General features: G+C 39.6%; 18 protein-coding genes and 1 other RNA gene. 12 read left to right on the top strand and 7 right to left on the bottom strand.

Annotation, left to right across the window (positions count from 1 at the left end; translation table 11 throughout):
* Positions 1-68: 68 nt before the first annotated feature.
* Together GWI58_RS01690 and amtB are read left to right on the top strand one after the other, a co-directional pair.
* A complete protein-coding gene (locus tag GWI58_RS01690) occupies positions 69-407 on the top strand; it encodes a P-II family nitrogen regulator (protein WP_161768857.1) in 339 nt (112 codons plus the stop codon).
* Positions 408-419: 12 nt separating this feature from the next.
* Positions 420-1718: an ammonium transporter AmtB gene (amtB, locus tag GWI58_RS01685; RefSeq protein ID WP_161768856.1), complete on the top strand. Its 1299-nt coding sequence runs from the start codon at positions 420-422 to the stop codon at positions 1716-1718.
* Between the two features lie 43 nt (positions 1719-1761).
* On the opposite strand, the gene tesB is transcribed toward amtB, so the two are convergent.
* On the bottom strand, positions 1762-2637 hold the full coding sequence (gene tesB, locus GWI58_RS01680; RefSeq protein ID WP_094959395.1) for an acyl-CoA thioesterase II: 876 nt from the start codon (positions 2635-2637) through the stop codon (positions 1762-1764).
* 294 nt (positions 2638-2931) lie between these two features.
* Between tesB and ffs the strand changes: the two genes are divergently transcribed.
* Positions 2932-3028, top strand: an RNA gene (ffs, locus tag GWI58_RS01675) — signal recognition particle sRNA small type.
* A gap of 399 nt (positions 3029-3427) precedes the next feature.
* On the opposite strand, the gene GWI58_RS01670 is transcribed toward ffs, so the two are convergent.
* The 4 genes from GWI58_RS01670 to GWI58_RS01655 form a co-directional block, all read right to left on the bottom strand.
* On the bottom strand, positions 3428-3631 hold the full coding sequence (locus tag GWI58_RS01670; protein ID WP_004245074.1) for an HHA domain-containing protein: 204 nt from the start codon (positions 3629-3631) through the stop codon (positions 3428-3430).
* 45 nt (positions 3632-3676) lie between these two features.
* Positions 3677-4039 (bottom strand): Hha toxicity modulator TomB, encoded by a 363-nt coding sequence (gene tomB, locus GWI58_RS01665; protein ID WP_004245073.1) that lies wholly within the window; start codon positions 4037-4039, stop codon positions 3677-3679.
* Positions 4040-4696: 657 nt separating this feature from the next.
* Positions 4697-7855 (bottom strand): efflux RND transporter permease subunit, encoded by a 3159-nt coding sequence (locus GWI58_RS01660; protein ID WP_004252548.1) that lies wholly within the window; start codon positions 7853-7855, stop codon positions 4697-4699.
* A 14-nt stretch (positions 7856-7869) separates the two neighbouring features.
* The gene (locus GWI58_RS01655; protein ID WP_104836252.1) at positions 7870-9060 is read right to left on the bottom strand and encodes an efflux RND transporter periplasmic adaptor subunit; all 1191 of its coding nucleotides are present in this window, start codon (positions 9058-9060) and stop codon (positions 7870-7872) included.
* Between the two features lie 125 nt (positions 9061-9185).
* Between GWI58_RS01655 and acrR the strand changes: the two genes are divergently transcribed.
* From acrR to mscK, 3 genes are all read left to right on the top strand, one after another.
* Complete coding sequence (acrR, locus tag GWI58_RS01650; protein WP_110229773.1) at positions 9186-9830, top strand: multidrug efflux transporter transcriptional repressor AcrR; 645 nt, start codon at positions 9186-9188, stop codon at positions 9828-9830.
* 28 nt (positions 9831-9858) lie between these two features.
* Positions 9859-10212: a DsrE/DsrF/TusD sulfur relay family protein gene (locus GWI58_RS01645; protein WP_110229774.1), complete on the top strand. Its 354-nt coding sequence runs from the start codon at positions 9859-9861 to the stop codon at positions 10210-10212.
* Between the two features lie 124 nt (positions 10213-10336).
* On the top strand, positions 10337-13765 hold the full coding sequence (gene mscK / locus GWI58_RS01640; RefSeq protein WP_161768855.1) for a mechanosensitive channel MscK: 3429 nt from the start codon (positions 10337-10339) through the stop codon (positions 13763-13765).
* Positions 13766-13777: 12 nt separating this feature from the next.
* Here the strand turns inward: mscK and rsmS are convergent, their stop codons facing one another.
* Positions 13778-13933 (bottom strand): pleiotropic regulatory protein RsmS, encoded by a 156-nt coding sequence (gene rsmS, locus GWI58_RS01635; protein ID WP_004245067.1) that lies wholly within the window; start codon positions 13931-13933, stop codon positions 13778-13780.
* Positions 13934-13944: 11 nt separating this feature from the next.
* Positions 13945-14487, bottom strand: a complete 543-nt coding sequence (gene priC / locus GWI58_RS01630; protein ID WP_004247249.1) for a primosomal replication protein PriC — start codon at positions 14485-14487, stop codon at positions 13945-13947.
* Positions 14488-14624: 137 nt separating this feature from the next.
* Here priC and apt point away from each other — a divergent pair, with 137 nt between their 5' ends.
* The 6 genes from apt to GWI58_RS01600 all read left to right on the top strand — a co-directional run bounded on the left by apt (position 14625) and on the right by GWI58_RS01600 (position 21242).
* On the top strand, positions 14625-15176 hold the full coding sequence (apt, locus tag GWI58_RS01625) for an adenine phosphoribosyltransferase (protein ID WP_012367485.1): 552 nt from the start codon (positions 14625-14627) through the stop codon (positions 15174-15176).
* 227 nt (positions 15177-15403) lie between these two features.
* On the top strand, positions 15404-17380 hold the full coding sequence (dnaX, locus tag GWI58_RS01620) for a DNA polymerase III subunit gamma/tau (protein WP_161768854.1): 1977 nt from the start codon (positions 15404-15406) through the stop codon (positions 17378-17380).
* A 54-nt stretch (positions 17381-17434) separates the two neighbouring features.
* Positions 17435-17764, top strand: a complete 330-nt coding sequence (locus GWI58_RS01615; protein WP_004245060.1) for a YbaB/EbfC family nucleoid-associated protein — start codon at positions 17435-17437, stop codon at positions 17762-17764.
* Complete coding sequence (gene recR / locus GWI58_RS01610) at positions 17764-18369, top strand: recombination mediator RecR (RefSeq protein WP_094959392.1); 606 nt, start codon at positions 17764-17766, stop codon at positions 18367-18369. Before GWI58_RS01615 ends, recR begins: the two co-directional genes overlap by 1 nt.
* A 451-nt stretch (positions 18370-18820) precedes the next feature.
* Positions 18821-20971, top strand: coding sequence for a carbon starvation CstA family protein (locus tag GWI58_RS01605; protein ID WP_004245058.1), 2151 nt, complete (start codon positions 18821-18823; stop codon positions 20969-20971).
* Between the two features lie 64 nt (positions 20972-21035).
* A complete protein-coding gene (locus GWI58_RS01600; RefSeq protein WP_004245057.1) occupies positions 21036-21242 on the top strand; it encodes a YbdD/YjiX family protein in 207 nt (68 codons plus the stop codon).
* The last annotated feature ends 1 nt before the right edge of the window (position 21243 follow it).

Raw genomic sequence — 21243 nt, 5'->3', positions numbered from 1 at the left:
GAAATAAGTATTGGCATATCTCTTGCTCTATCAGTATGGCGCTTTCTAAAACCGTATGGAGCAATTATATGAAATATATCATCGCGATTATTAAACCATTTAAATTAGAAGATGTAAGAGAGTCACTCTCTGAGCTTGGGATTAACGGAATGACAATCAGTGAAGTAAAAGGATATGGGCGACAAAAAGGACATGCCGAGCTTTATCGGGGAGCTGAGTATGAGGTTAACTTTCTTCCTAAAGTAAAAATAGAATTATCGGTTTGTGATGGGCAATTAGAGCCTGTGCTACAAGCCATAAGCCAAGTTACTGATACTGGTAAAGTAGGAGATGGCAAAATTTTTGTTTTAGAGTTATTGCAGGCGATCCGTATTCGTACAGGAGAGTCTGGTGAAGAAGCCTTGTAGAGGAGCTAACAAATGAAACGATTTATTAGTTATTTTTTTACGTTAGCACTTACATACTTTTTATTACCTCAGTTAGCTATCGGAGCCACCACAATAGACATAGATAAAGCGGACAACAGTTTTATGCTGATCTGTAGTGCATTGGTGTTTTTTATGACTATTCCCGGTATCGCACTCTTTTATGGCGGGTTACTACGCAGTAAGAATGTATTATCACTAATGACGCAAGTGATGTTGATTTTCAGTGTAGTGATTATCCTTTGGATTATGTTTGGCTATAGTTTAGCGTTTACTGCTGGAAATAAGATTTGGGGTGGGTGGTCACTTACTTTCCTAAATAATATTTCAGTCGATTCTGTTGCTGGTGAAATTAATCAATATGTGCATGTTGTATTTCAAGGCTCTTTTGCGGTGATCACCGTGGCCCTCATTGTTGGCGCATTAGGTGAACGTATTCGTTTTTCAGCACTGCTTATCTTTACTGTTATTTGGTTTACTTTTTCATATATTCCTATTGCCCATATGGTATGGGGAGAAGGTGGTTGGCTTATCGATGATGGAGCATTAGATTTTGCGGGAGGAACGGTTGTCCATATTAATGCCGCTGTAGCAGCACTTGTTGGTGCTTACTTACTAGGTAAACGAGGTGATTACCAACATACTGCGATTAAACCACATAATTTACCTATGGTCTTTACTGGTACAGCGGTACTTTATATTGGTTGGTTTGGTTTTAATGCGGGCTCTGCTGGGAGTGCTAATGGTATTGCTGCGTTGGCGTTTTTAAATACAGTTGTAGCTACCGCAGGTGCAGTTCTTGCGTGGACATTTGCTGAATGGCTAGTGAGAAAGAAACCTTCTATGTTAGGTAGTTGTTCAGGATGTATTGCGGGATTAGTTGCTATTACCCCAGCCGCGGGAACCGTAGGCCCTATTGGTGCTTTGGTTATTGGTATTATTGCTGGCATCATCGGGCTTTGGGGGGTTGTGGTTCTTAAACGTTGGTTAAAAGCAGATGATGTCTGTGATGTTTTTGGTATTCATGGTACTTGTGGTATTGCGGGCTGTTTATTAACTGGCATATTTACGGCTTCATTTTTAGGGGGCATTGGTTATAGCGAGCATATGACGTTAGGTAAGCAAGTGCTAACTCAATTATTTAGTGTTGTGATTACGCTTATTTGGTCAAGTGTTGTGGCTTACATTGCCTTTAAAATTGCCGATAAGCTAGTGGGATTGCGTGTCTCACAAGAAGAAGAACATGATGGATTAGATATAACCACTCATGGCGAAAGAGCGTACGAGCAGTAATGGTCTATTCCCCCTCAACTGAGGGGGGAATATTCTCACTGCATTATTTGTTAGATTTTATTCGTTTTTGACGGATAACACCTTCTTGAACAGAAGAGGCAACTAGTTGCCCACTCATATTAAATATTTTTCCTCTCACAAATCCGCGTCCACCTGAGGCTGATGGACTTTCAATAGCATAAAGTAACCAGTCATCAACACGAAATGGGCGATGGAACCACATGGAATGATCGATGGTAGCCACTTGTAAACTCGGATCCATAAAACCTAAACCATAAGGTTGCAGTGAGGTGGGTAAAAAATCAAAATCAGAGATATAACCTAATAAGTATTGGTGTAGGAAAGGATCAGATGGCATTTCTCCGCGACTACGATACCAAACATAACGTTCCGCAGGTGCTTTCTCATAACCAAACGGGCTAAAATATTGCACGGGGCGTGCTTCAAAAGGTGTTTCTCTTAATGCGAGTGTTCTTAGAGGTTCGGGTAATTTTGGGGCAAGTTTTTTCAATATCTCATCTTGAGAGATCAAGTCATTTGGAAAAGGGACTTCAGGCATCATATCTTGATGTTCAAAGCCTTCTTCAAACTCTTGGAAAGAGACGGTCATATAAAAAATAGGCTTACCTTGTTGGATAGCACTGACGCGACGAGTACTAAATGAGCCACCATCACGGATAGATTCCACATCGTAAACAATAGGCTTATGGCTATCACCAGGTCGTAAAAAATAGCTGTGAAATGAATTAACATAGCGATTATCAGCAATTGTTTGTTTTGCCGCATAAAGAGCTTGGCCAACAACTTGTCCACCAAAGACTTGTGGTAAACCTAAATCTTCACTTTGACCTCTAAATAGGCCTTCTTCTATTTTTTCAAGCTCCATTAAGTTGATAAGTTTTTTTAATGCCTGGCTCATAGTTTACCTATATATCATCGGATAGATTATGTTTTATAGTTTTGATTATATACAATCCGCTATCGGATAAAAAAATAATCTGCTGTTTATATTTTGCTAAAAATGCCGGAACACCTTATTTGATAGGGGAGCAATCGCGATGTTAGCTAATAGAGGGCATAAATTGAAAGAATTTGGCAAAGAATAAGGCCTTATTGAGTAATTTATCAGCACTTGGTTGGGCTTTCCTTGCTATTTGGATAGCTTTAAAAGATAATGCATATCGTCTTAGCAATAAGACAATCTATGGGGTCTTGTTGGTTCTCCCGCAACACTAACTTGTTAACTCGGTCAGGTCCGGAAGGAAGCAGCCATGGCAGGTGTCGTGTGTGCCGGGATGTCGCTGGCAAGGCCCCACCCAATTTCTGCATTGCAATCCCGCTATTTTTTATCCAGTTACTTTCTTCATCGTAATCGTATCGTTGAACGTTTGCATCTAAACATATTTCTATTTACATATTGTTTAATTAATAGTTTTTTTAACTATGTTTACTCTCAATATGGGTTTGGTGAATTAATCAGAAACAGAATGCCTTTCACCTATTATCGCCTTCGCGTTATAGATGAATAATAAGAGAAGTTGTAAGAATTATGCCGTCATGCCGTTATAAGCACGGCATGATAGTGTGTAATCATTTTACTTATTAAAAAAGCATGAATAAAACGATACCTAAAAATAAGAACTATTAACCCAATTACTATAAAGAGATAGTAAAAATAAGAGGATACTAATGGTTACTTGCTAATACGATTATCTTACAAATTTCCAAACAGATGCTGGGATCTTGTCATAAAGTTTGTTCATGGTTAGCTCTGCTAAGCGATGGTCTGCAGCTGAATAAAATAGCTCTAACTCATCATCGGTCAGTTCATATTTGTTCTTTTCAATCACTCTTTCAAGGGTTTCGATTGAGGTGCATTTTCTTAAACGCATTAGATAGTCTGTTTTAGTCATGTTGTCTTTTCTCTATAATTTAAATAAAACTAAAGGTAATTTAATTTACTTGATATAACTTTTAGGATTTTTATCGATAAGCGTTAACAGTGAATAGTTTAACTCTTTCCAATTATTCAATTCCGAGTAGGAAATGGAGTCACTACCGAATAACCGATAAGTCTCTTCTATGCACTCTTCCATTAAAGTGTTAATAGCATGTTTATCAGGATATTTTATCTTAAACAGCCAACTAAAACCCATAATGTGATCAATTAGGGCATTAAGGTCAACGCTTTTTGTGCTACTTAGATCATTGTTCCAAACTGCGGTACCTTTATCTAATGAGCTTAATGCTTGCTGTAATAGCTCTTCACATAAAAATGACAATTCAGCTAAATCTATTTTTTCTGGTGAATATTCGTCCATAGCTTATTGTGACTGAATTATGCTAAAGAAACACTAATAATTAATACTGATAAATTAGCTATTAATGAAGCTTGCGGCTTAATTCAGTAATGAATTAATTAAACAATCTTAAAATAAACAGCAACTTTATATTTTATTCATATACCAATAATGTTTAATAATTGTTTTTATTATTTCTACATAGTAATGGTGTAATTTGAAAAAGGTATTTAAATACGAAACTACATTCAATGCAAGTTGAAAAAGTGTACAAAATAAAAGTACTGTACGCTTAATATAGCACTATTATTGCATAAGTCACTATCTGAGCGATAGAAATTTGTCTATTTTCGTAAAAATTTAGCTGAGAAGCGTAAAAGTAAGGATAATTAACTTGATGATTATCCTAGTATTTGTTTGCTAAAAATGTCTTATATCGCTAAATAGTCTTGGTGATAAGCTGATATTAATAAAAAATAGTGCGTTAAATTTGACAAAAAGTCATATATAAGAAAAAAATTAAACTGATTTATTGATTGGGGGTATGTTTTTCTTTAATTGATAACAATATAAAGAGGCGGGATTAACACGAAAAATTAAAATAAAACAAAAAGGCCGCTAAGCGACCTTTTTGATGGGTAGCCAACAAATTATGTTGGCTGTGGTATAGCATAATGATTACTTAGTTTGGTGCGGATAGTTTGGGTGCTCTAAGTCTTCGTTTTTCTTCGCAAACCTTCTGCGGATCACAACGAAGAAAATAGGAACAAAGTAAATAGCAAGGGATGTCGCGGCAATCATACCACCGAATACCCCTGTACCTACCGAGTTTTGCGCACCAGAACCTGCACCGTTACTTAATACCAGAGGAATAACCCCAAGCATAAAGGCTAACGATGTCATTAGAATTGGACGTAGACGCATTCTAACGGAATCTAACGTCGCTTCTACTAGCCCTTTACCCTCTTTTTCCATTAAGTCTTTGGCGAATTCGACAATCAATATGGCGTTCTTCGCCGATAACCCAATGGTGGTAAGTAGCCCAACCTTAAAGTAAACGTCGTTTTCAAGCCCTCTCAATGTAGTAAATGCTAATGCACCAATGACCCCTAAAGGTACGACTAACATAACTGAGAAAGGCACTGACCAACTCTCATAGAGTGCCGCCAAACAAAGGAATACTACAATTAATGAAATAGTATACAGTGCTGGCGCTTGGTTACCTGATAGACGTTCTTGGTATGACATACCCGTCCACTCGTAGCCAATACCACTTGGTAATTTGCTGGCGAGTTGCTCCATCATTAGCATTGCATCACCACTACTTTGTCCCGGTGTTGCACTACCTTGGATCTGGACAGCTGGTAAACCATTATAACGCTCTAAACGTGGTGAGCCATATAACCAAGGATCTTTACTAGTATCAATGAAGGATGAGAAAGGCACCATCTGACCCGCATTGTTACGAACATAAAGATTAGCAATATCTTGTGGCAACATGCGGAATTGTGATTCTGCTTGAACGTAAACTTTCTTCACACGACCACGGTCGATAAAGTCGTTAACGTAGCTACCACCAAACATCGTACCTAATGTTGAGTAGATATCACTGACCGCAACACCTTGAGCTTGTGCTTTTTCTAAGTCGATATAAAGACGATACTGAGAGGTATCTTCTTGACCGTTAGGACGCACACCCGTCAACATTTGTGGCTCTTGTGCTGCCATTCCAAGCAATTGGTTTCTTGCTTCCATGAGTTTTTCGTGTCCCAGGTTGGCATTATCGATTAACTCGAATTCAAAACCACCTGCAGAGCCTAACTCAACAATAGCTGGAATATTAAAGGAGTAAACAAAGGCTTCTTTAATTTGAGAAAGAGCTTGGTTAGCACGACCGACAATAGCAGGGACTTTGTCTTGGTCTGATTTACGCTCATCCCAATCATTTAATACGACGAAAGCAAGCCCCATGTTTTGACCTTGACCACCAAAACCAAAGCCGCTGACGGTAAAGACCGACTTAACCACATCTTTTTCTTTAGTATTAAAGTAGTCATTGACTTGTGTTAATACGTCTTGTGTCTGCTCTTGGGTTGATCCAGCGGGCAACTGAACCATTGTCAGTAACACCCCTTGGTCTTCTTCTGGTAAGAAAGACGCCGGTAAACGCACAAACATAATTGCCATAGCAGCAACAAGTAAGACGTAGATCAGTAAGTAACGACCTGTACCACGTAGTGTACGAGAAACACTGTCTGTATAGTGGTGACTACTTTTTTCAAAAACGCGGTTAAACCAACCAAAGAAACCTGTTTGTACACCATGGCTGCCTTTCGGGATTGGTTTTAACAATGTCGCACAAAGTGCAGGGGTTAAAATCAATGCCACGAAAACAGACAGCACCATCGCTGATACAATAGTAACTGAGAACTGTCGGTAAATCGCACCCGTTGAACCACCAAAGAATGCCATTGGAATAAATACCGCAGATAACACGAGGGCAATACCCACCAATGCACCTTGGATTTGTCCCATAGACTTACGTGTCGCTTCTTTAGGTGACAGTCCTTCCTCTTGCATCACACGTTCAACGTTTTCTACTACAACGATAGCATCATCAACCAGTAGACCGATGGCTAGTACCATCGCGAACATCGTCAAGGTATTTATCGAATAGCCAAACGCGGACAATATGGCGAAAGTCCCTAATAATACGACGGGCACAGCAATGGTTGGAATTAATGTAGCACGGAAGTTCTGTAAGAACAGATACATGACTACAAATACCAGCATAATGGCTTCAACGAGCGTTTTAACCACTTCAAAAATAGAGATCTTAACAAATGGTGTTGTATCGTAAGGATAAACGACCTCTAATCCAGAAGGGAAGAACGGCTCCATATCAGCAAGTGCCGCACGTACTGCTGTTGCGGTATCAAGGGCGTTAGCACCTGTTGCCAGTTTAATACCAATACCTGCTGCAGGTAAGCCATTAAAGCGAGCAATCGTGCTGTAGTTTTCAGCCCCCATCTCAACAATACCCAGATCTTTTAGCTTAACCTGTGAACCGTCTTGATTGACTTTCATCAGAATATCAGCAAATTGCTCAGGTGTATTAAGTCGAGTTTGCGCAATGATAGATACATTTAAACGCTGACCAGGCACTGGTGGCGTACCACCTAATTGGCCTGCCGCCACTTGGTTATTTTGCGATTTAATCGCATTAATAACATCAAGAGTGGTCATGTTATATTTCACCAGTTTATCTGGATCTAACCAAATACGCATCGCGTATTGTGTACCAAATAACTGCGTTTCACCCACCCCTGTGACACGGCTTAATGGATCTTTAATTGTTGCACCTACATAGTCGGCGATGTCATCTTGTGACATCGAGCCATCACCAGAGATAAAACCTACAACCATTAAGAATGAACTAGAAGATTTATCGACACTAATCCCTTGTTGTTGTACTTCCTGAGGTAAAAGAGGCATTGCCAATTGCAATTTATTTTGCACTTGGACTTGCGCAATATCAGGGTCAGTACCAGCTTCAAAGGTCAGCGTGATATTCATCATACCTGCAGAATCACTGGTTGAAGACATATAAACCATGTTATCGATACCATTCATATTCTGTTCGATAACTTGGGTTACAGTATTCTGTACCGTGGTTGCATCAGCTCCTGGATAGACCGCAGAAATGGAAATTGCTGGCGGTGCAATCGTTGGATATTGTGCAACAGGCAGTTTGATGAGTGCCAAAAGACCAGCAAGCATGGTAATTATGGCAATTACCCACGCAAATATTGGTCTGTCTATAAAAAACTTAGGCATAGATCATCGACTCCTTATTGAGGATCCTTCGCTGGTTCAGATTTTTCAGTTGATGCTGTTGCATCTAAATTTTCTTCTTGTGGCGTAACCTTCATTTCAGGTTTTGCTTTTTGTAGCCCCGAAACGATAACGCGGTCACCAACCTGAACACCACTATTCACTAGCCACTTATTACCAACTGCTTGTGATACTTCAATAGTACGCACTTCAACCACGTTGTCTTTATTAACGACCATGGTTGTTGCTTCACCACGAGGAGTACGAATAACAGCTTGTTGTGGGATCAAAATAGCATTTTGACGAATACCATTTTCTAATTTTGTACGAACAAACATACCAGGCAGTAATTCACCATTTGGATTCGGTACGATTGCACGCATAGTGATAGAGCCTGTGGATTCATCAACAGTCACATCAGAAAATTCTAAATGACCTTTTTGAGCATAGGATTGACCATTAGTTAAGGTTAAGTGAACAACAGGTTTGCCTTGCTCTTGACGAATAATGCCACTTTCAATTTCATTTTTTAATTTCAGATAATCTTCACTCGATTGTGTCACATCGACATAAATCGGATCGATTTGCTGAACGGTTGTTAAAGCCACTTGCTGACCAGGCGCAACTAATGCGCCTTCTGTTACCGTTGATTTACCTGAACGGCCAGAAATTGGTGCGGTGACTTTGGTATATTCAAGATTAATTTTTGCATTAGTCACTGTAGCTTCAGCTGCTTTTACTGCAGCAACAGCTTGAGCGTACTGAGATGTTGCGGTATCAAAATCTTGTTTACTGACATAATTGGTGCCGAGTAGAGGTTTATAGCGCTCTACAGTCAGGCGAGCAATTTCAGCATTCGCTTTCGCTTTTGCTAAATCAGCTTGAGCACTGTTTAATGTAGCTTGAAAAATAGCAGGATCGATTTGGTACAAAGATGTTCCTGCTTCTACATAACTACCTTCGGTGTAATTGCGTTTTAAGATGATGCCGCCAACCTGAGGGCGAACCTCTGCGATACGATAAGCAGATGTACGACCAGGTAAGTCTGTTGTGATAGTCAGTGGTTTCGCATCTAATGTAACAACACCTACAGCAGGAGCAGGAGGTGGACCTCCAGCAGACTGATTTTTGTCGCCACATCCAGCAATAACCAAGCTGCCTGAAAGCACTAACAGAGCCAGAGGCAAAACCCCTCTGTTTTTTCGCATAAGAAAACCTCTATTCAAAAGTTGTTTCCCGGGATAAAAAATAATTAAGTTGATGAATGATTGCGATGTATAGTACAAACATACATGAATGTATGTAAATTAACTTCAGTCAAAATCGAGGAATAATGGCACGAAAAACTAAACGCCAAGCACAAGAGACAAGACAGCAGATTATTGATGCTGCACTTAGGCTATTTACTGTGCAAGGTGTTTCTGCCACATCACTTTCAGATATTGCAACCGAGGCCGGAGTAACTCGAGGTGCAATATATTGGCACTTTAAGAATAAAGTGGATTTATTTACTGAAGCGTGTGAACTCACCGACTTAAAAATAGAATCATTAGAATTAGAGTATCAATCAAAATATCCAGATGATCCACTATTTGTATTAAGAGAATTGCTTATTTACATATTGACATCAATTGTCGAAGATCCGAAACATAATGCACTTCTAGAAATATATTTCCATAAGTGCGAATTTGTTGGTGAAATGACACCAATTGTTGAAATCCGCCGAGAATTATGTGCAGCCGATTACTCTAGAATAGAGCAATCTTTATCTCGCTGTATCGAAAAAAGACAACTTCCTGCCAACCTTGATTTAAGAAGAGCTGCGATCATGTTAAAAGCTATGATGACAGGGCTTGCTGAAAATTGGTTATTTTCACCAGAAAGTTTTTCTATTAAAGAGGAAAGTCAATATTTGGTTGATAGTTTTATTGATATGATTAAGCATAGCGTCAATATGAGAATATCGACGCCATCTTAATTTATTCTTAAACATAAGGAAGAAGTTCATGAGCAAAGTATTAGTGATTGCAAATGGTGCAGCATACGGTAATGAATCATTATTTAACGCACTGCGTTTATCTATTACTTTAAAAGAGCAACATCCAGAAACGCAATTAAAGATCTTTTTAATGTCTGATGCGGTAACAGGTGCACTGGCTCATCAGCAACCCAAAGAAGGTTACAACCTCCAACAAATGTTAGAAATTTTAACGGCACAAAACGTCCCTGTTAAGTTATGCAAAACCTGTACAGATACTCGTGGTATCAGTGAATTACCTTTAGTGGATGGTGCTGAACTTGGGACATTGGTGGACTTAGCACAATGGACTCTCGACGCGGATAAGATATTGACTTTCTGATCAACATTTTGTTTTCTCAGGGGAGAAACATCTAGGCGACTTGTTCTAATGACACTGCCAATTTCAAGTAATTGGATTATACTAAGAGGCAGTTTTTCAATATTCATTGAACAAGTTGCTCAATATGCGTGGATCTAACGTTTTTATTCGATTAAATCATTTTATTTCGACAATATTTATTGTCTCTATCTTCTTTGTTTTGTTAGGAAATATACTTTTTACCCCGGCTAAAGCAGAAACAGTCAGCAATAATTTACCCACCAAAGAAAGTATTCAAAACCAGCTTAATTTATTAAATAAACGTAGTGACTTAAGTGCCGAAGATAAACTCACTATTGGTGATCTAGAGCAGGCATTGCTACTTCTTGATAATATTCAACAATTAGAGAAAAAAGCAGACGACTATAATAAGACAGTAGAGCAATTACCAGAAAAGCTACGCAGTATTCAAAATCAATTAAGTCAATTAAAACAGAAAATAGCGAACAAAGAAGTTGATGACTACCGTCAATCTTTAGAGAGCCTACCGCTTGCAACTTTAGAGTCGCAATTAGAAGAGGTTTTACAATCCTTAGCGAAAGCACAGGAAGATTTAGCCAATTACAGTAATGAGCTTATTGTTTTACAAACGCAACCAGAAAGGGCGCAATCTGTTTTATTTAATAACTCAGAAAGATTGCAACAAATACGAATTGCATTAAATAAAAGTAGTGCAGATAAAGCTCAAATGCGATCTTCTTCTGTGCAACTCTTACAATTAGAACAATATTATTTGCAACAACAAAACAGTTTTCAAAAACGAACACTGCAATCTAATGTACAGCTACAAAGCTTATTACAATTACAGCGTGATTATAGTTCAGCGTATATTGACCTCTCTCAAGAGCATGCTCAACTACTGCAAGAGATCTTAAGTGATAAACGTTTAGACAGTTCAGAAGAAGTTGCCAAAGAGGCGCAGACGGCAGAGCTGAGTAATCAGGCGATTAAAAATAACGCTTTTTATTTAGCTCAAGCTGATATTAATAAAAAACTCAGCGATAAGTTGATTATTACTACACAAAATAATAATGAGTTAAATCGCCATAGTTTAATGGTCAAAAACCGCCTAGATAGAGCTATCCAATCAGAGCGCAATCTTAAAGAGCAAATTGATGTATTGAAAGGGAGTCTGTTGCTCTCTCGTATTCTGTTTGAAGAGCAAATTGAGCTACCTGATGATATCTTTATCAATAAGTTACCGGATAAAATTGCCGACTTACGTTTAGAACAGTTTGAAATCAATAAACAAAGAGATCAGATTTTTCAGCCGAATCTCTATATCGACCAATTAATGCAAGAGTACCAAGCCACACATCCGGAAATTACTGATAAAAATGAGCTAAAAGAGCTACATAATGCATTATTACAACTGATTGATGCGCGACGAGATCTACTGGATAAGCTCAATAATCAACTGGGTAGCCAAATTTCTGAATCTATTAATTTACAGATGGATCAGCAACAGCTACGTAGTGTGGTGAGTTCATTAGAAAGCACCTTAGCGCAACAAATATTCTGGGTAAGCAGTAATAAACCGATTAACCTCAGTTGGTTCTCAACCTTTCCAGATCAGGCTGTGGCTGAATTTCAAAGTTTTAAACTCAACTGGTCAAATGAAAATCTGTTGACCGGGGCTAAAAAATCATATCCTGTACTGATTGCGCTAATTTTGTTCAGTAGCATACTGGTTTGGCAACGTAAAAAATTTGATAAGCAGTTTGATAAATTAAGTGCTGATATTAATAAGCTTAATAAAGATACGCAGTTACATACTCCATTAGCTTTAGGGATTGTTTTCTTAAAAACATTACCCCTTTCTTGTATTGTGTTAGCGATAGGATATTGGCTTATTAATAGCTTTAATGTGCAACAAGAGTTTATCTGGTCTTTTACTTGGCAGTTTGCGGTATTTTGGCTGATGTTTGAGTGGTCTTATCGTTTAATGTCGGATAATGGAGTGGCCGTTAATCACTTTAAGATCCCCCTAGAGCGAGTACAACAAAATCGTAAACGTTTATTACGTTTATCGCTTCCCATGTTGCCAATTATTTTACTTTCCGCTTATGGTATTAATAACCCATTATTGTTAGTGGGTGATGTGATTGGTCAATTAGTGACAATTATTTCACTCTTTTTTATTAGTCTGTGTGCATTACCTTTTTGTCGTGAAATGTGGCAAGAAAAGGGTAATCATGTTGTGAGAACAGTGGTTATCACCTTATTAACTTTCTCGCCTTTACTTTTAATGGGGTTAGTTATTTTTGGTTATTATTACACCGCACTACGTTTAGCCAATCGTTGGATTGATAGTTTATATCTACTTATGTTGTGGTTTATTGCTTACCACGCGAGTTTACGTGGTCTTACTGTTGCAGCAAGACGACTGGCGTATCGTCGAGCGCTAGAGCGCCGACAAGCGATGCTTAAAGAGAAAAAAGAGGGGGACGATAACACTCTCGAGCCAATCCAAGAGCCACCGATGGATATGGAGCAGATAAACCAACAATCATTAAGATTAACCACAATGATCTTATTTATTATCTTTGCTTCCAGTTTTTATGGTATTTGGTCTGACTTTATTACAATCTTTACTTACTTAGATGGTATTACGCTTTGGCATTATACTTTGCCTACTGAGTTAGGTAATGTGGTTAAAGCAGTGACGGTTGCGGACTTACTCCTCTCTTTTGCCATTATGGCTATCTCTTGGTTTATGATAAGAAACCTACCGGGTTTACTCGAAGTTCTTATTCTTTCAAGAATTAAATTACAGCAAGGCGCTTCTTATGCCATTACGACTATTCTGACCTATATTATTATTGCGATAGGTACAATTGTTTCGCTGGGGATATTAGGCGTAGCATGGGAAAAACTACAATGGTTGGCGGCAGCCTTAACGGTTGGTTTAGGGTTTGGTTTACAAGAAATATTCGCTAACTTTGTTTCAGGGATAATTATCTTATTTGAAAGACCGGTCAGAATTGGTGATACGGTGACAATTGGCTCTTATTCTGGAACAGTGAGTCGTATTCGTATCCGAGCAACCACGGTAACGGACTTTGATCGCAAAGAGGTTATTATCCCGAATAAAGCCTTTGTGACCGAACGCCTGATCAACTGGACATTATCTGATACTGTCACACGTATTATCATTCAAGTCGGTGTTGCTTATGGTTCTGATCTGGATAAAGTGAAAACCATTTTAATGAAAGCAGCAAAAGATAATCCCAAAGTGATGACTGAGCCAGAGCCTGTGGTGCTGTTTACCGAATTTGGTGCTAGCACGCTAAATCATGAATTACGTTTTTATGTTAGAACGCTTGGGGATAGGAATACTGCTATCGACGAAGTCAACCGCGCTATTGATAAACTTTGCAATGAAAATGATATCAATATCGCGTTTAACCAATTAGAAGTGTATCTGCATAATAAACAAGGGGAAGAAGTGCAAGAAATAAAAAAAGGCCCTCTTGATGGTTCAACACCTGAAGCGAATACGCCATTTAATTAAGTAGTAAGATGTTTAGTTAGCGGTTTGATTATCTCGTTTTTTCTCATAATCAACTCGCACAATTTCCAGTGCCTCAAGTACGGTGTTGGGATCAATATGATTGGTTTCAAATAAGTAAATCAAATCAACCGCTAACTGAACTGATTTAGGGGCATCTTTTAATTCCATTATGGCTCCGATTAATATTTATCTTCTTGTCGTTCAATACTCTTTTCTATAGAAACTAGGGCACTTTTACAACGCGCTAGGCGATTTTCAAGAGCAGCAATCTCTTTTTGTAATTCTTGTTGGCGTACAAAGCCTTGTGCTTGAGTTAAAGCAAGCTCTCTATCTTGGATCATCGACTGTAATCGGCGCTCGTAATCCTGATGTTGGGCAAGTTTTTGGTATAAATCGACACTTTTTTTGCGTTGACTTAGCTGGTTTTCTTGCTTTCTTAGTGTTTGTGTCGATAATTCACGAGTTAATGCTTCAATTTGTTGTAGGATTTGTGTTGCCAGAAACTTAACTTGCTGGCTACGTTGTGCCTCAACACAAGTTATTAACTGAGTAAAATTATCGCGGATCTGTTGCATATAACCACCAAGAGAATCACTGCGGTGGTGAAATAGTGCTGTGTCGAAGCAAGGTGCTGCAATTTTTTTGTTTGCAATTGGCGCTAAGGTTTCGGCGAGATTGTCGATCTGTTTTTTAAACAAACTCAATGGATCTGTTTTTTTCATTTGGGCTTTGTACCTGTTTTGCTAAAAACATGAATTGACTTAAAGCAACAAAAAAGAGTTGTTCACTGGCTTTCTGTTGCATTTTAACGGCATATTGCATAGATTCTATCGTTTCGTTTTTTATTATGGCACTGATTATGACTGCTAACGCGCAACAACTGCAATTTATTAAAGACAGCATTGAAACCATTCCTGATTACCCTAAAGAAGGGATCTTATTCCGTGATATTACGACATTACTGGATAATCCCGCGGCATATCAGGCAACGATTGATTTATTAGTTGAGCACTATCAAGGTCAGGGTATCACTAAAGTTGTAGGTACCGAAGCCCGCGGGTTCTTATTTGGTGCCCCTGTTGCTTTACGTTTAGGTGTGGGTTTTGTGCCAGTGCGTAAAAAAGGTAAATTGCCTCGTGAGACGCTTAGTGAAACTTATGATCTAGAGTACGGTACAGATACATTAGAGATCCATAAAGACAGCATTACGGATAAAGATAAAGTATTAATGGTTGATGACTTATTAGCAACTGGTGGTACTATCGAAGCAACTGCTCGTCTTATTCGTCGTTTAGGTGGAACTGTAACAGAAGCTGCATTTATTATCTGTTTACCTGATTTAGGCGGTATTGAACGTCTAGAAAAAGAAGGGATCCATAGCTTCACATTAGTTAATTTCCCAGGGCATTAATGCTTTTTTAGTGTCAATCAGATGCTTAATGCATTTGCTGGTAAATGCCCATCATCGTGCGGGTGTATCAAAATGTATGACTCAATACATTGAGCCCGCACAATAGTCACCGCTTTAAAGTGTGCGGATAATTTCATCAATATCTCATTTGTTTCCTACAGATCTCGCTCAATAGGCTATCCCTGTGTTAGCATAGAGATAAATCTTGTTCATATTTAGCGGAATCAATGAGCTATCAGGTACTTGCCCGAAAGTGGCGCCCACAAACTTTTAACGATGTTGTCGGTCAACGTCATGTTTTGACCGCATTGGCTAATGGTCTTGATCACCAAAGGTTGCATCATGCTTATCTTTTTTCTGGCACTCGCGGTGTTGGAAAAACGACGATCGCCCGTCTATTTGCTAAAGGGCTGAATTGCGAAACAGGCATAACCAGCAAACCTTGTGGTAAATGTGCTAATTGCCTTGAGATAGAGCAGGGGCGTTTTGTTGATTTAATAGAAATCGATGCGGCATCAAGAACGAAAGTTGAAGATACACGAGAGCTACTCGATAATGTTCAATATGCGCCGGCTCGTGGTCGTTTTAAAGTCTATCTTATTGACGAAGTGCATATGCTTTCTCGTCATAGTTTTAATGCGTTACTTAAAACGTTAGAAGAGCCACCTGAACACGTTAAATTCCTGTTGGCTACCACAGATCCTCAAAAACTACCTGTTACTATCTTATCTCGTTGTTTGCAATTTCACCTGCGGGCACTTGATGTTGACCAAATAGCGACACAGCTTGAGAAAGTACTATCCGCAGAACACATTGAAAATGATGTGCGAGCACGCCAATTAATTGCCCGTGCAGCAGATGGAAGTATGCGTGACGCATTAAGCCTAACCGACCAAGCAATTGCGAGTGGCGAAGGTATTGTAAGTACAGAAGTCGTTAGTCGTATGCTAGGTACGATCGATGATGCACAACCATTAGCACTGATTGAAGCTTTAGTAAAAGCAGATGGTCAACAAGTGATGTCGTTGGTTAATGAGGTTGCTTTAAGAGGAACGGATTGGGAAAACTTTTTAGTCGAAACGCTCTCATTATTACATCAAATTGCGATGTTACAACTTTTGCCGAGTGAAAATAATCCCCAAGAGCAATTTACACAAGAGCGTTTACGTTTATTAGCCAAATCAGTGTCGCCACAAGATTTACAACTTTATTATCAAACTTTATTAGTTGGGCGAAAAGAGTTGGCTTATGCGCCAGACAGACGTATGGGTGTAGAAATGACCCTTCTCAGGGCGCTTGCTTTTCATCCTAAAACTGTCATTGATGAAATCCCTACGGCTCCTTTAGCGCAAACATTGCCTTTAGCATCACAGCCGAATCAACAGCGAGTTGAAACATCGGCGCCTCAAGTGAGAAGCAATATGGCAACGGCGACACCCAAAGTATCACCGTCGCCAGAAAACAGTGCTGCATTAGGAAATAGCCCTGCGGCACAACTGTTAAGAGCACGGCAAGCCATAAGGGGAGCTGAGCAAGATACGCCACCAAAAAAGCCTCAACCGGCGACGCCTAAACAGGCTAAGCCGGCTGCTAGTGCATTAGAGCGGCTAGCAGCCGTCAGTGAAAAACGCCAGCAAAGGGTTAATGAAAAACGGTCATCTGTTGCAGTCGAGAAAAAGAAAAAAGAAGCTTATCAATGGAAGCCACAAAATCCACAGGCACAAGTAACAGAGCCAGTGGTCTCTTCACCGAAAGAGATCAAAGAAGTTCTTGAGTATGAAAAAACGCCTGAATTAGCCGCTAAAATTGCGCAAGAGTCGCAACAGCGGGACGAGTGGGCGGCGGAAATAGCTAAAATGCCATTGCCGAAGTTAGTGCAACAGTTAGCGTTAAATGCCTATAAAGAGACGGTCGGTGAAGAAACGATCATTTTGCATTTACGCAGTAAGCAGAAACATTTAAATTCAGCAAATGCACTACGAACACTGACAAATGCGCTAAGTGAATTGCATGGAAAAGCAATTTCACTCACAATTATAGAAGATGATAATCTAACGGTTAAAACGCCGTTAGAATGGCGACAAGCCATTTATGAAGAGAAGTTGGCGTTAGCGCGTCAATCGATTACTACGGATAAAACCATTCAGACATTACAGCACTATTTTGATGCTGAATTGGATGAAGAGAGTATCCGGCCTGTTTAATCGCAACATGTTGTATATTTCTATACAGCGTAGCTTTTACAAAGAGAGACAATTATGTTCGGAAAAGGTGGTTTGGGCAATCTGATGAAACAGGCCCAACAGATGCAAGAAAAAATGCAGCAAATGCAAGAAGAGATCGCAAACTTAGAAGTCACTGGTGAATCTGGTGCTGGCTTAGTGAAGATCACTATCAATGGTGCTCATAATTGCCGTCGTGTTGAAATAGATCCTAGTCTGCTAGAAGATGACAAAGAGATGTTAGAAGATCTGATTGCTGCCGCCTTTAATGATGCTGCACGTCGCATTGAAGAGACACAAAAAGAGAAGATGGCATCAGTCTCTAACGGTATGCAATTACCACCAGGCTTTAAGATGCCATTCTAATGCAAACTAGCCCTCTTCTTGAATCATTAATGGAAGCGTTGCGTTGTTTACCCGGCGTCGGGCCAAAATCAGCGCAACGAATGGCTTTTCATCTGCTTCAACGTGATAGAAGCGGAGGAATGCGACTTGCACAAGCATTAACGCGTGCAATGTCTGAAATTGGTCACTGTTGTGATTGTCGAACATTTACTGAAGAAGAGCGTTGTACGATCTGTGCTAATGCTCGACGTCAGCAAAATGGTCAGATTTGCGTAGTGGAAAGCCCGGCAGATATTCATGCTATCGAGCAGACAGGGCAGTTTGCAGGTCGATACTTTGTGTTAATGGGACATCTATCTCCGCTAGATGGCATTGGTCCCATGGATATTGGCTTAGATAGACTTGAAGAGCGTTTAAGCCAAGAGCCTATATCAGAAGTGATTTTAGCCACCAATCCTACGGTGGAAGGTGAAGCTACAGCAAACTATATTGCTGAGATATGCGCTCAATATGATGTTGCTGCTAGCAGAATAGCACATGGCGTGCCTGTTGGTGGTGAATTAGAAATGGTGGATGGTACCACGTTGTCACACTCTATCGCGGGACGCCAGAAGATCCACTATTAATACACAAAAGATTTAATAAAAAAGCACCTTGTTATCAATATAATGAGGTGCTTTTTTTTTTGATTTTACTATCACTTTGACTGATATTGTTAATATCGCCTCAATTATATTAATAATGACTATTTGTTGCTTATTTGTGATCTAAATCTCCCTTTTTTGTATAATAAAAAAGATTTTTTATGTAATTAATAGTTTTCTAACTTATTGATAGTCATAAATTTGTTATCTCGATCACAAAAAAATCACCTTTTAACATCAGTAAAACCACTCAACTTAGAAAATAGACCGCTTAACTCACTATATAACCGTTTAGCGATTTAATAACACTATTCATCAGACATTCTTCATATGATGTCACTGCGGGTCATTATTTTCATATTCGCTCAAATTATTATCAATTGTCCCGTACTACTCTTTGGCTGTTCGGTCTTGCCTGAAAAAAAGGTGTCTCATGAACAAAAATACATTTCTTAAGCACATACCTTGGGTGATCCTCGGGATTATTGGTGCTTTTTGTCTGTCAGTGGTTGCACTACGCCGTGGTGAACACGTCAGTGCATTATGGATAGTTGTTGCTTCTGTTGCGGTCTACTTAGTCGCTTATCGTTATTACAGTCTTTATATTGCTCAAAAAGTAATGAAGCTCGATCCTACTCGAGCCACTCCTTCAGTGATTAATAATGATGGTTTGAACTATGTTCCAACTAATCGTTATGTCCTCTTTGGTCACCACTTTGCCGCTATTGCGGGTGCTGGACCGCTTGTAGGGCCAGTATTGGCTGCCCAAATGGGTTATTTACCCGGTACACTGTGGTTATTAGCTGGGGTGGTACTTGCTGGAGCCGTACAAGACTTTATGGTGCTGTTTATTTCGACGCGCCGTAATGGTAACTCTCTCGGTGAGATGATAAAGAAAGAGATGGGGCCTGTACCGGGAACTATCGCGCTGTTTGGCTGTTTCCTTATCATGATCATCATTCTTGCGGTGCTCGCACTGATTGTAGTGAAAGCATTAGCAGAAAGTCCTTGGGGAGTATTCACCGTTTGTTCAACAGTACCTATTGCCCTATTTATGGGGATCTATATGCGCTATATTCGCCCAGGTCGTGTGGGTGAAGTATCTGTTATTGGTATTGTTTTACTGATTGCCGCTATTTGGTTTGGTGGTGTTATCGCGAGTGATCCTTACTGGGGACCTGCTTTAACCTTTAAAGATACCACTATTACTTTTGGGTTGATTGGTTATGCGTTTATCTCTGCTTTACTGCCGGTTTGGCTGATTTTAGCTCCTCGCGATTATTTAGCGACTTTCCTAAAAATTGGTGTAATTGTTGGTTTAGCTATCGGGATTGTTATTCTAAATCCTGAGTTAAAAATGCCCGCGATGACCCAATATATTGATGGTACAGGACCATTATGGAAAGGGGCTCTATTCCCATTCTTATTTATTACTATTGCTTGTGGTGCAGTTTCTGGTTTCCACGCACTGATTGCATCAGGTACCACACCTAAATTGATCGCTAATGAAATGGATGCGCGTTTTATTGGTTATGGCGCAATGTTAATGGAATCATTTGTTGCGATCATGGCATTAGTGGCCGCCTCTATTATTGAACCAGGTCTCTATTTTGCGATGAATACACCGCCTGCCGGATTAGGCATTACAATGCCAAATCTGCATGAGTTAGGGGGTGAAAACACCGCAATGATTATGGATCAATTAAAAGATGTTACCGTACACGCGGCTGCGACAGTTAGCTCATGGGGCTTTGTTATCTCGCCTGATGAGATTTTACAAACCGCCAAAGATATAGGTGAGCCTTCTGTACTTAATCGTGCTGGTGGTGCACCTACGTTAGCGGTGGGTATTGCTATGGTGTTCCATAAAATTTTACCTGCGGCAGATATGGGCTTCTGGTATCACTTTGGGATCTTGTTTGAAGCACTCTTTATCTTAACGGCGTTAGACGCAGGAACTCGTTCTGGTCGTTTTATGCTACAAGACTTGTTAGGTAATTTTATCCCATACTTGAAGAAAACAGACTCTTTTATTGCTGGTGTTATCGGTACAGCAGGTTGTGTCGGTTTATGGGGTTATCTATTGTACCAAGGTGTTGTTGACCCACTGGGTGGTGTTAAGAGCTTATGGCCACTGTTTGGGATCTCCAATCAGATGTTAGCGGCTGTTGCACTTGTTTTAGGTACGGTCATCTTAATCAAGATGAAGAGAACGAAATACATCTGGGTAACCGTTATTCCTGCGGTATGGTTATTAATTTGTACAACATGGGCGCTAGGATTAAAACTGCTCAGTAATGATCCGCAAATGGAAGGTTTCTTCTATCTTGCTAATGAGTACAAAGCGAAAATCTTAGCCGGTGGGGCAGATCTTACTGCCGCAGAAATCACCAATATGAACCACATTGTGATTAATAACTACACCAATGCAGGTTTAAGTATTCTGTTCTTAGTGGTTGTTTACAGCATTATTTTCTACGGTATCCGTACCGCAATGAAAGCACGTAAAAATCCGAAAGAGTCAGCACAAGAAACACCATATGTACCTATGCCAAAAGATGTGAAGATATCTTCAGGTCATTAATCTTAGGCGAATAGGCTAAAAATCCTCGCACTCACTTAATGAGTGCGGGGCTTAGGAGAAACTTATGTTTGGTAATTTAGGGCAAGCTGGAAAATATCTAGGACAAGCCGCTCGTATGTTAATAGGTATTCCTGATTATGATAACTATGTGCAGCACATGAAGGACAACCATCCTGATAAACCAGTGATGACCTATAACGAGTTTTTCCGTGAACGTCAGGAAGCCCGTTATGGTGGCGGTGATGGTAAAGGTGGTTTCCGCTGTTGCTAAT

It is taken from the genome of Proteus sp. G2674 (assembly GCF_009915195.1).
In the GTDB taxonomy this organism is placed as follows: Bacteria; Pseudomonadota; Gammaproteobacteria; order Enterobacterales; family Enterobacteriaceae; genus Proteus; species Proteus mirabilis.
Note: the sequence above shows the minus strand (reverse complement) of the source record. Positions and strands in the feature narration are given on the sequence as shown.

What these genes read in the sequence shown, in the direction of transcription:
- GWI58_RS01690 (WP_161768857.1), top strand. Translation starts at nt 69, where the DNA reads ATGAAATATATCATCGCGATTATTAAACCATTTAAATTAGAAGATGTA.
- amtB (WP_161768856.1), top strand. Translation starts at nt 420, where the DNA reads ATGAAACGATTTATTAGTTATTTTTTTACGTTAGCACTTACATACTTT.
- tesB (WP_094959395.1), bottom strand. Translation starts at nt 2,637, where the DNA reads ATGAGCCAGGCATTAAAAAAACTTATCAACTTAATGGAGCTTGAAAAA.
- GWI58_RS01670 (WP_004245074.1), bottom strand. Translation starts at nt 3,631, where the DNA reads ATGACTAAAACAGACTATCTAATGCGTTTAAGAAAATGCACCTCAATC.
- tomB (WP_004245073.1), bottom strand. Translation starts at nt 4,039, where the DNA reads ATGGACGAATATTCACCAGAAAAAATAGATTTAGCTGAATTGTCATTT.
- GWI58_RS01660 (WP_004252548.1), bottom strand. Translation starts at nt 7,855, where the DNA reads ATGCCTAAGTTTTTTATAGACAGACCAATATTTGCGTGGGTAATTGCC.
- GWI58_RS01655 (WP_104836252.1), bottom strand. Translation starts at nt 9,060, where the DNA reads ATGCGAAAAAACAGAGGGGTTTTGCCTCTGGCTCTGTTAGTGCTTTCA.
- acrR (WP_110229773.1), top strand. Translation starts at nt 9,186, where the DNA reads ATGGCACGAAAAACTAAACGCCAAGCACAAGAGACAAGACAGCAGATT.
- GWI58_RS01645 (WP_110229774.1), top strand. Translation starts at nt 9,859, where the DNA reads ATGAGCAAAGTATTAGTGATTGCAAATGGTGCAGCATACGGTAATGAA.
- mscK (WP_161768855.1), top strand. Translation starts at nt 10,337, where the DNA reads ATGCGTGGATCTAACGTTTTTATTCGATTAAATCATTTTATTTCGACA.
- rsmS (WP_004245067.1), bottom strand. Translation starts at nt 13,933, where the DNA reads ATGGAATTAAAAGATGCCCCTAAATCAGTTCAGTTAGCGGTTGATTTG.
- priC (WP_004247249.1), bottom strand. Translation starts at nt 14,487, where the DNA reads ATGAAAAAAACAGATCCATTGAGTTTGTTTAAAAAACAGATCGACAAT.
- apt (WP_012367485.1), top strand. Translation starts at nt 14,625, where the DNA reads ATGACTGCTAACGCGCAACAACTGCAATTTATTAAAGACAGCATTGAA.
- dnaX (WP_161768854.1), top strand. Translation starts at nt 15,404, where the DNA reads ATGAGCTATCAGGTACTTGCCCGAAAGTGGCGCCCACAAACTTTTAAC.
- GWI58_RS01615 (WP_004245060.1), top strand. Translation starts at nt 17,435, where the DNA reads ATGTTCGGAAAAGGTGGTTTGGGCAATCTGATGAAACAGGCCCAACAG.
- recR (WP_094959392.1), top strand. Translation starts at nt 17,764, where the DNA reads ATGCAAACTAGCCCTCTTCTTGAATCATTAATGGAAGCGTTGCGTTGT.
- GWI58_RS01605 (WP_004245058.1), top strand. Translation starts at nt 18,821, where the DNA reads ATGAACAAAAATACATTTCTTAAGCACATACCTTGGGTGATCCTCGGG.
- GWI58_RS01600 (WP_004245057.1), top strand. Translation starts at nt 21,036, where the DNA reads ATGTTTGGTAATTTAGGGCAAGCTGGAAAATATCTAGGACAAGCCGCT.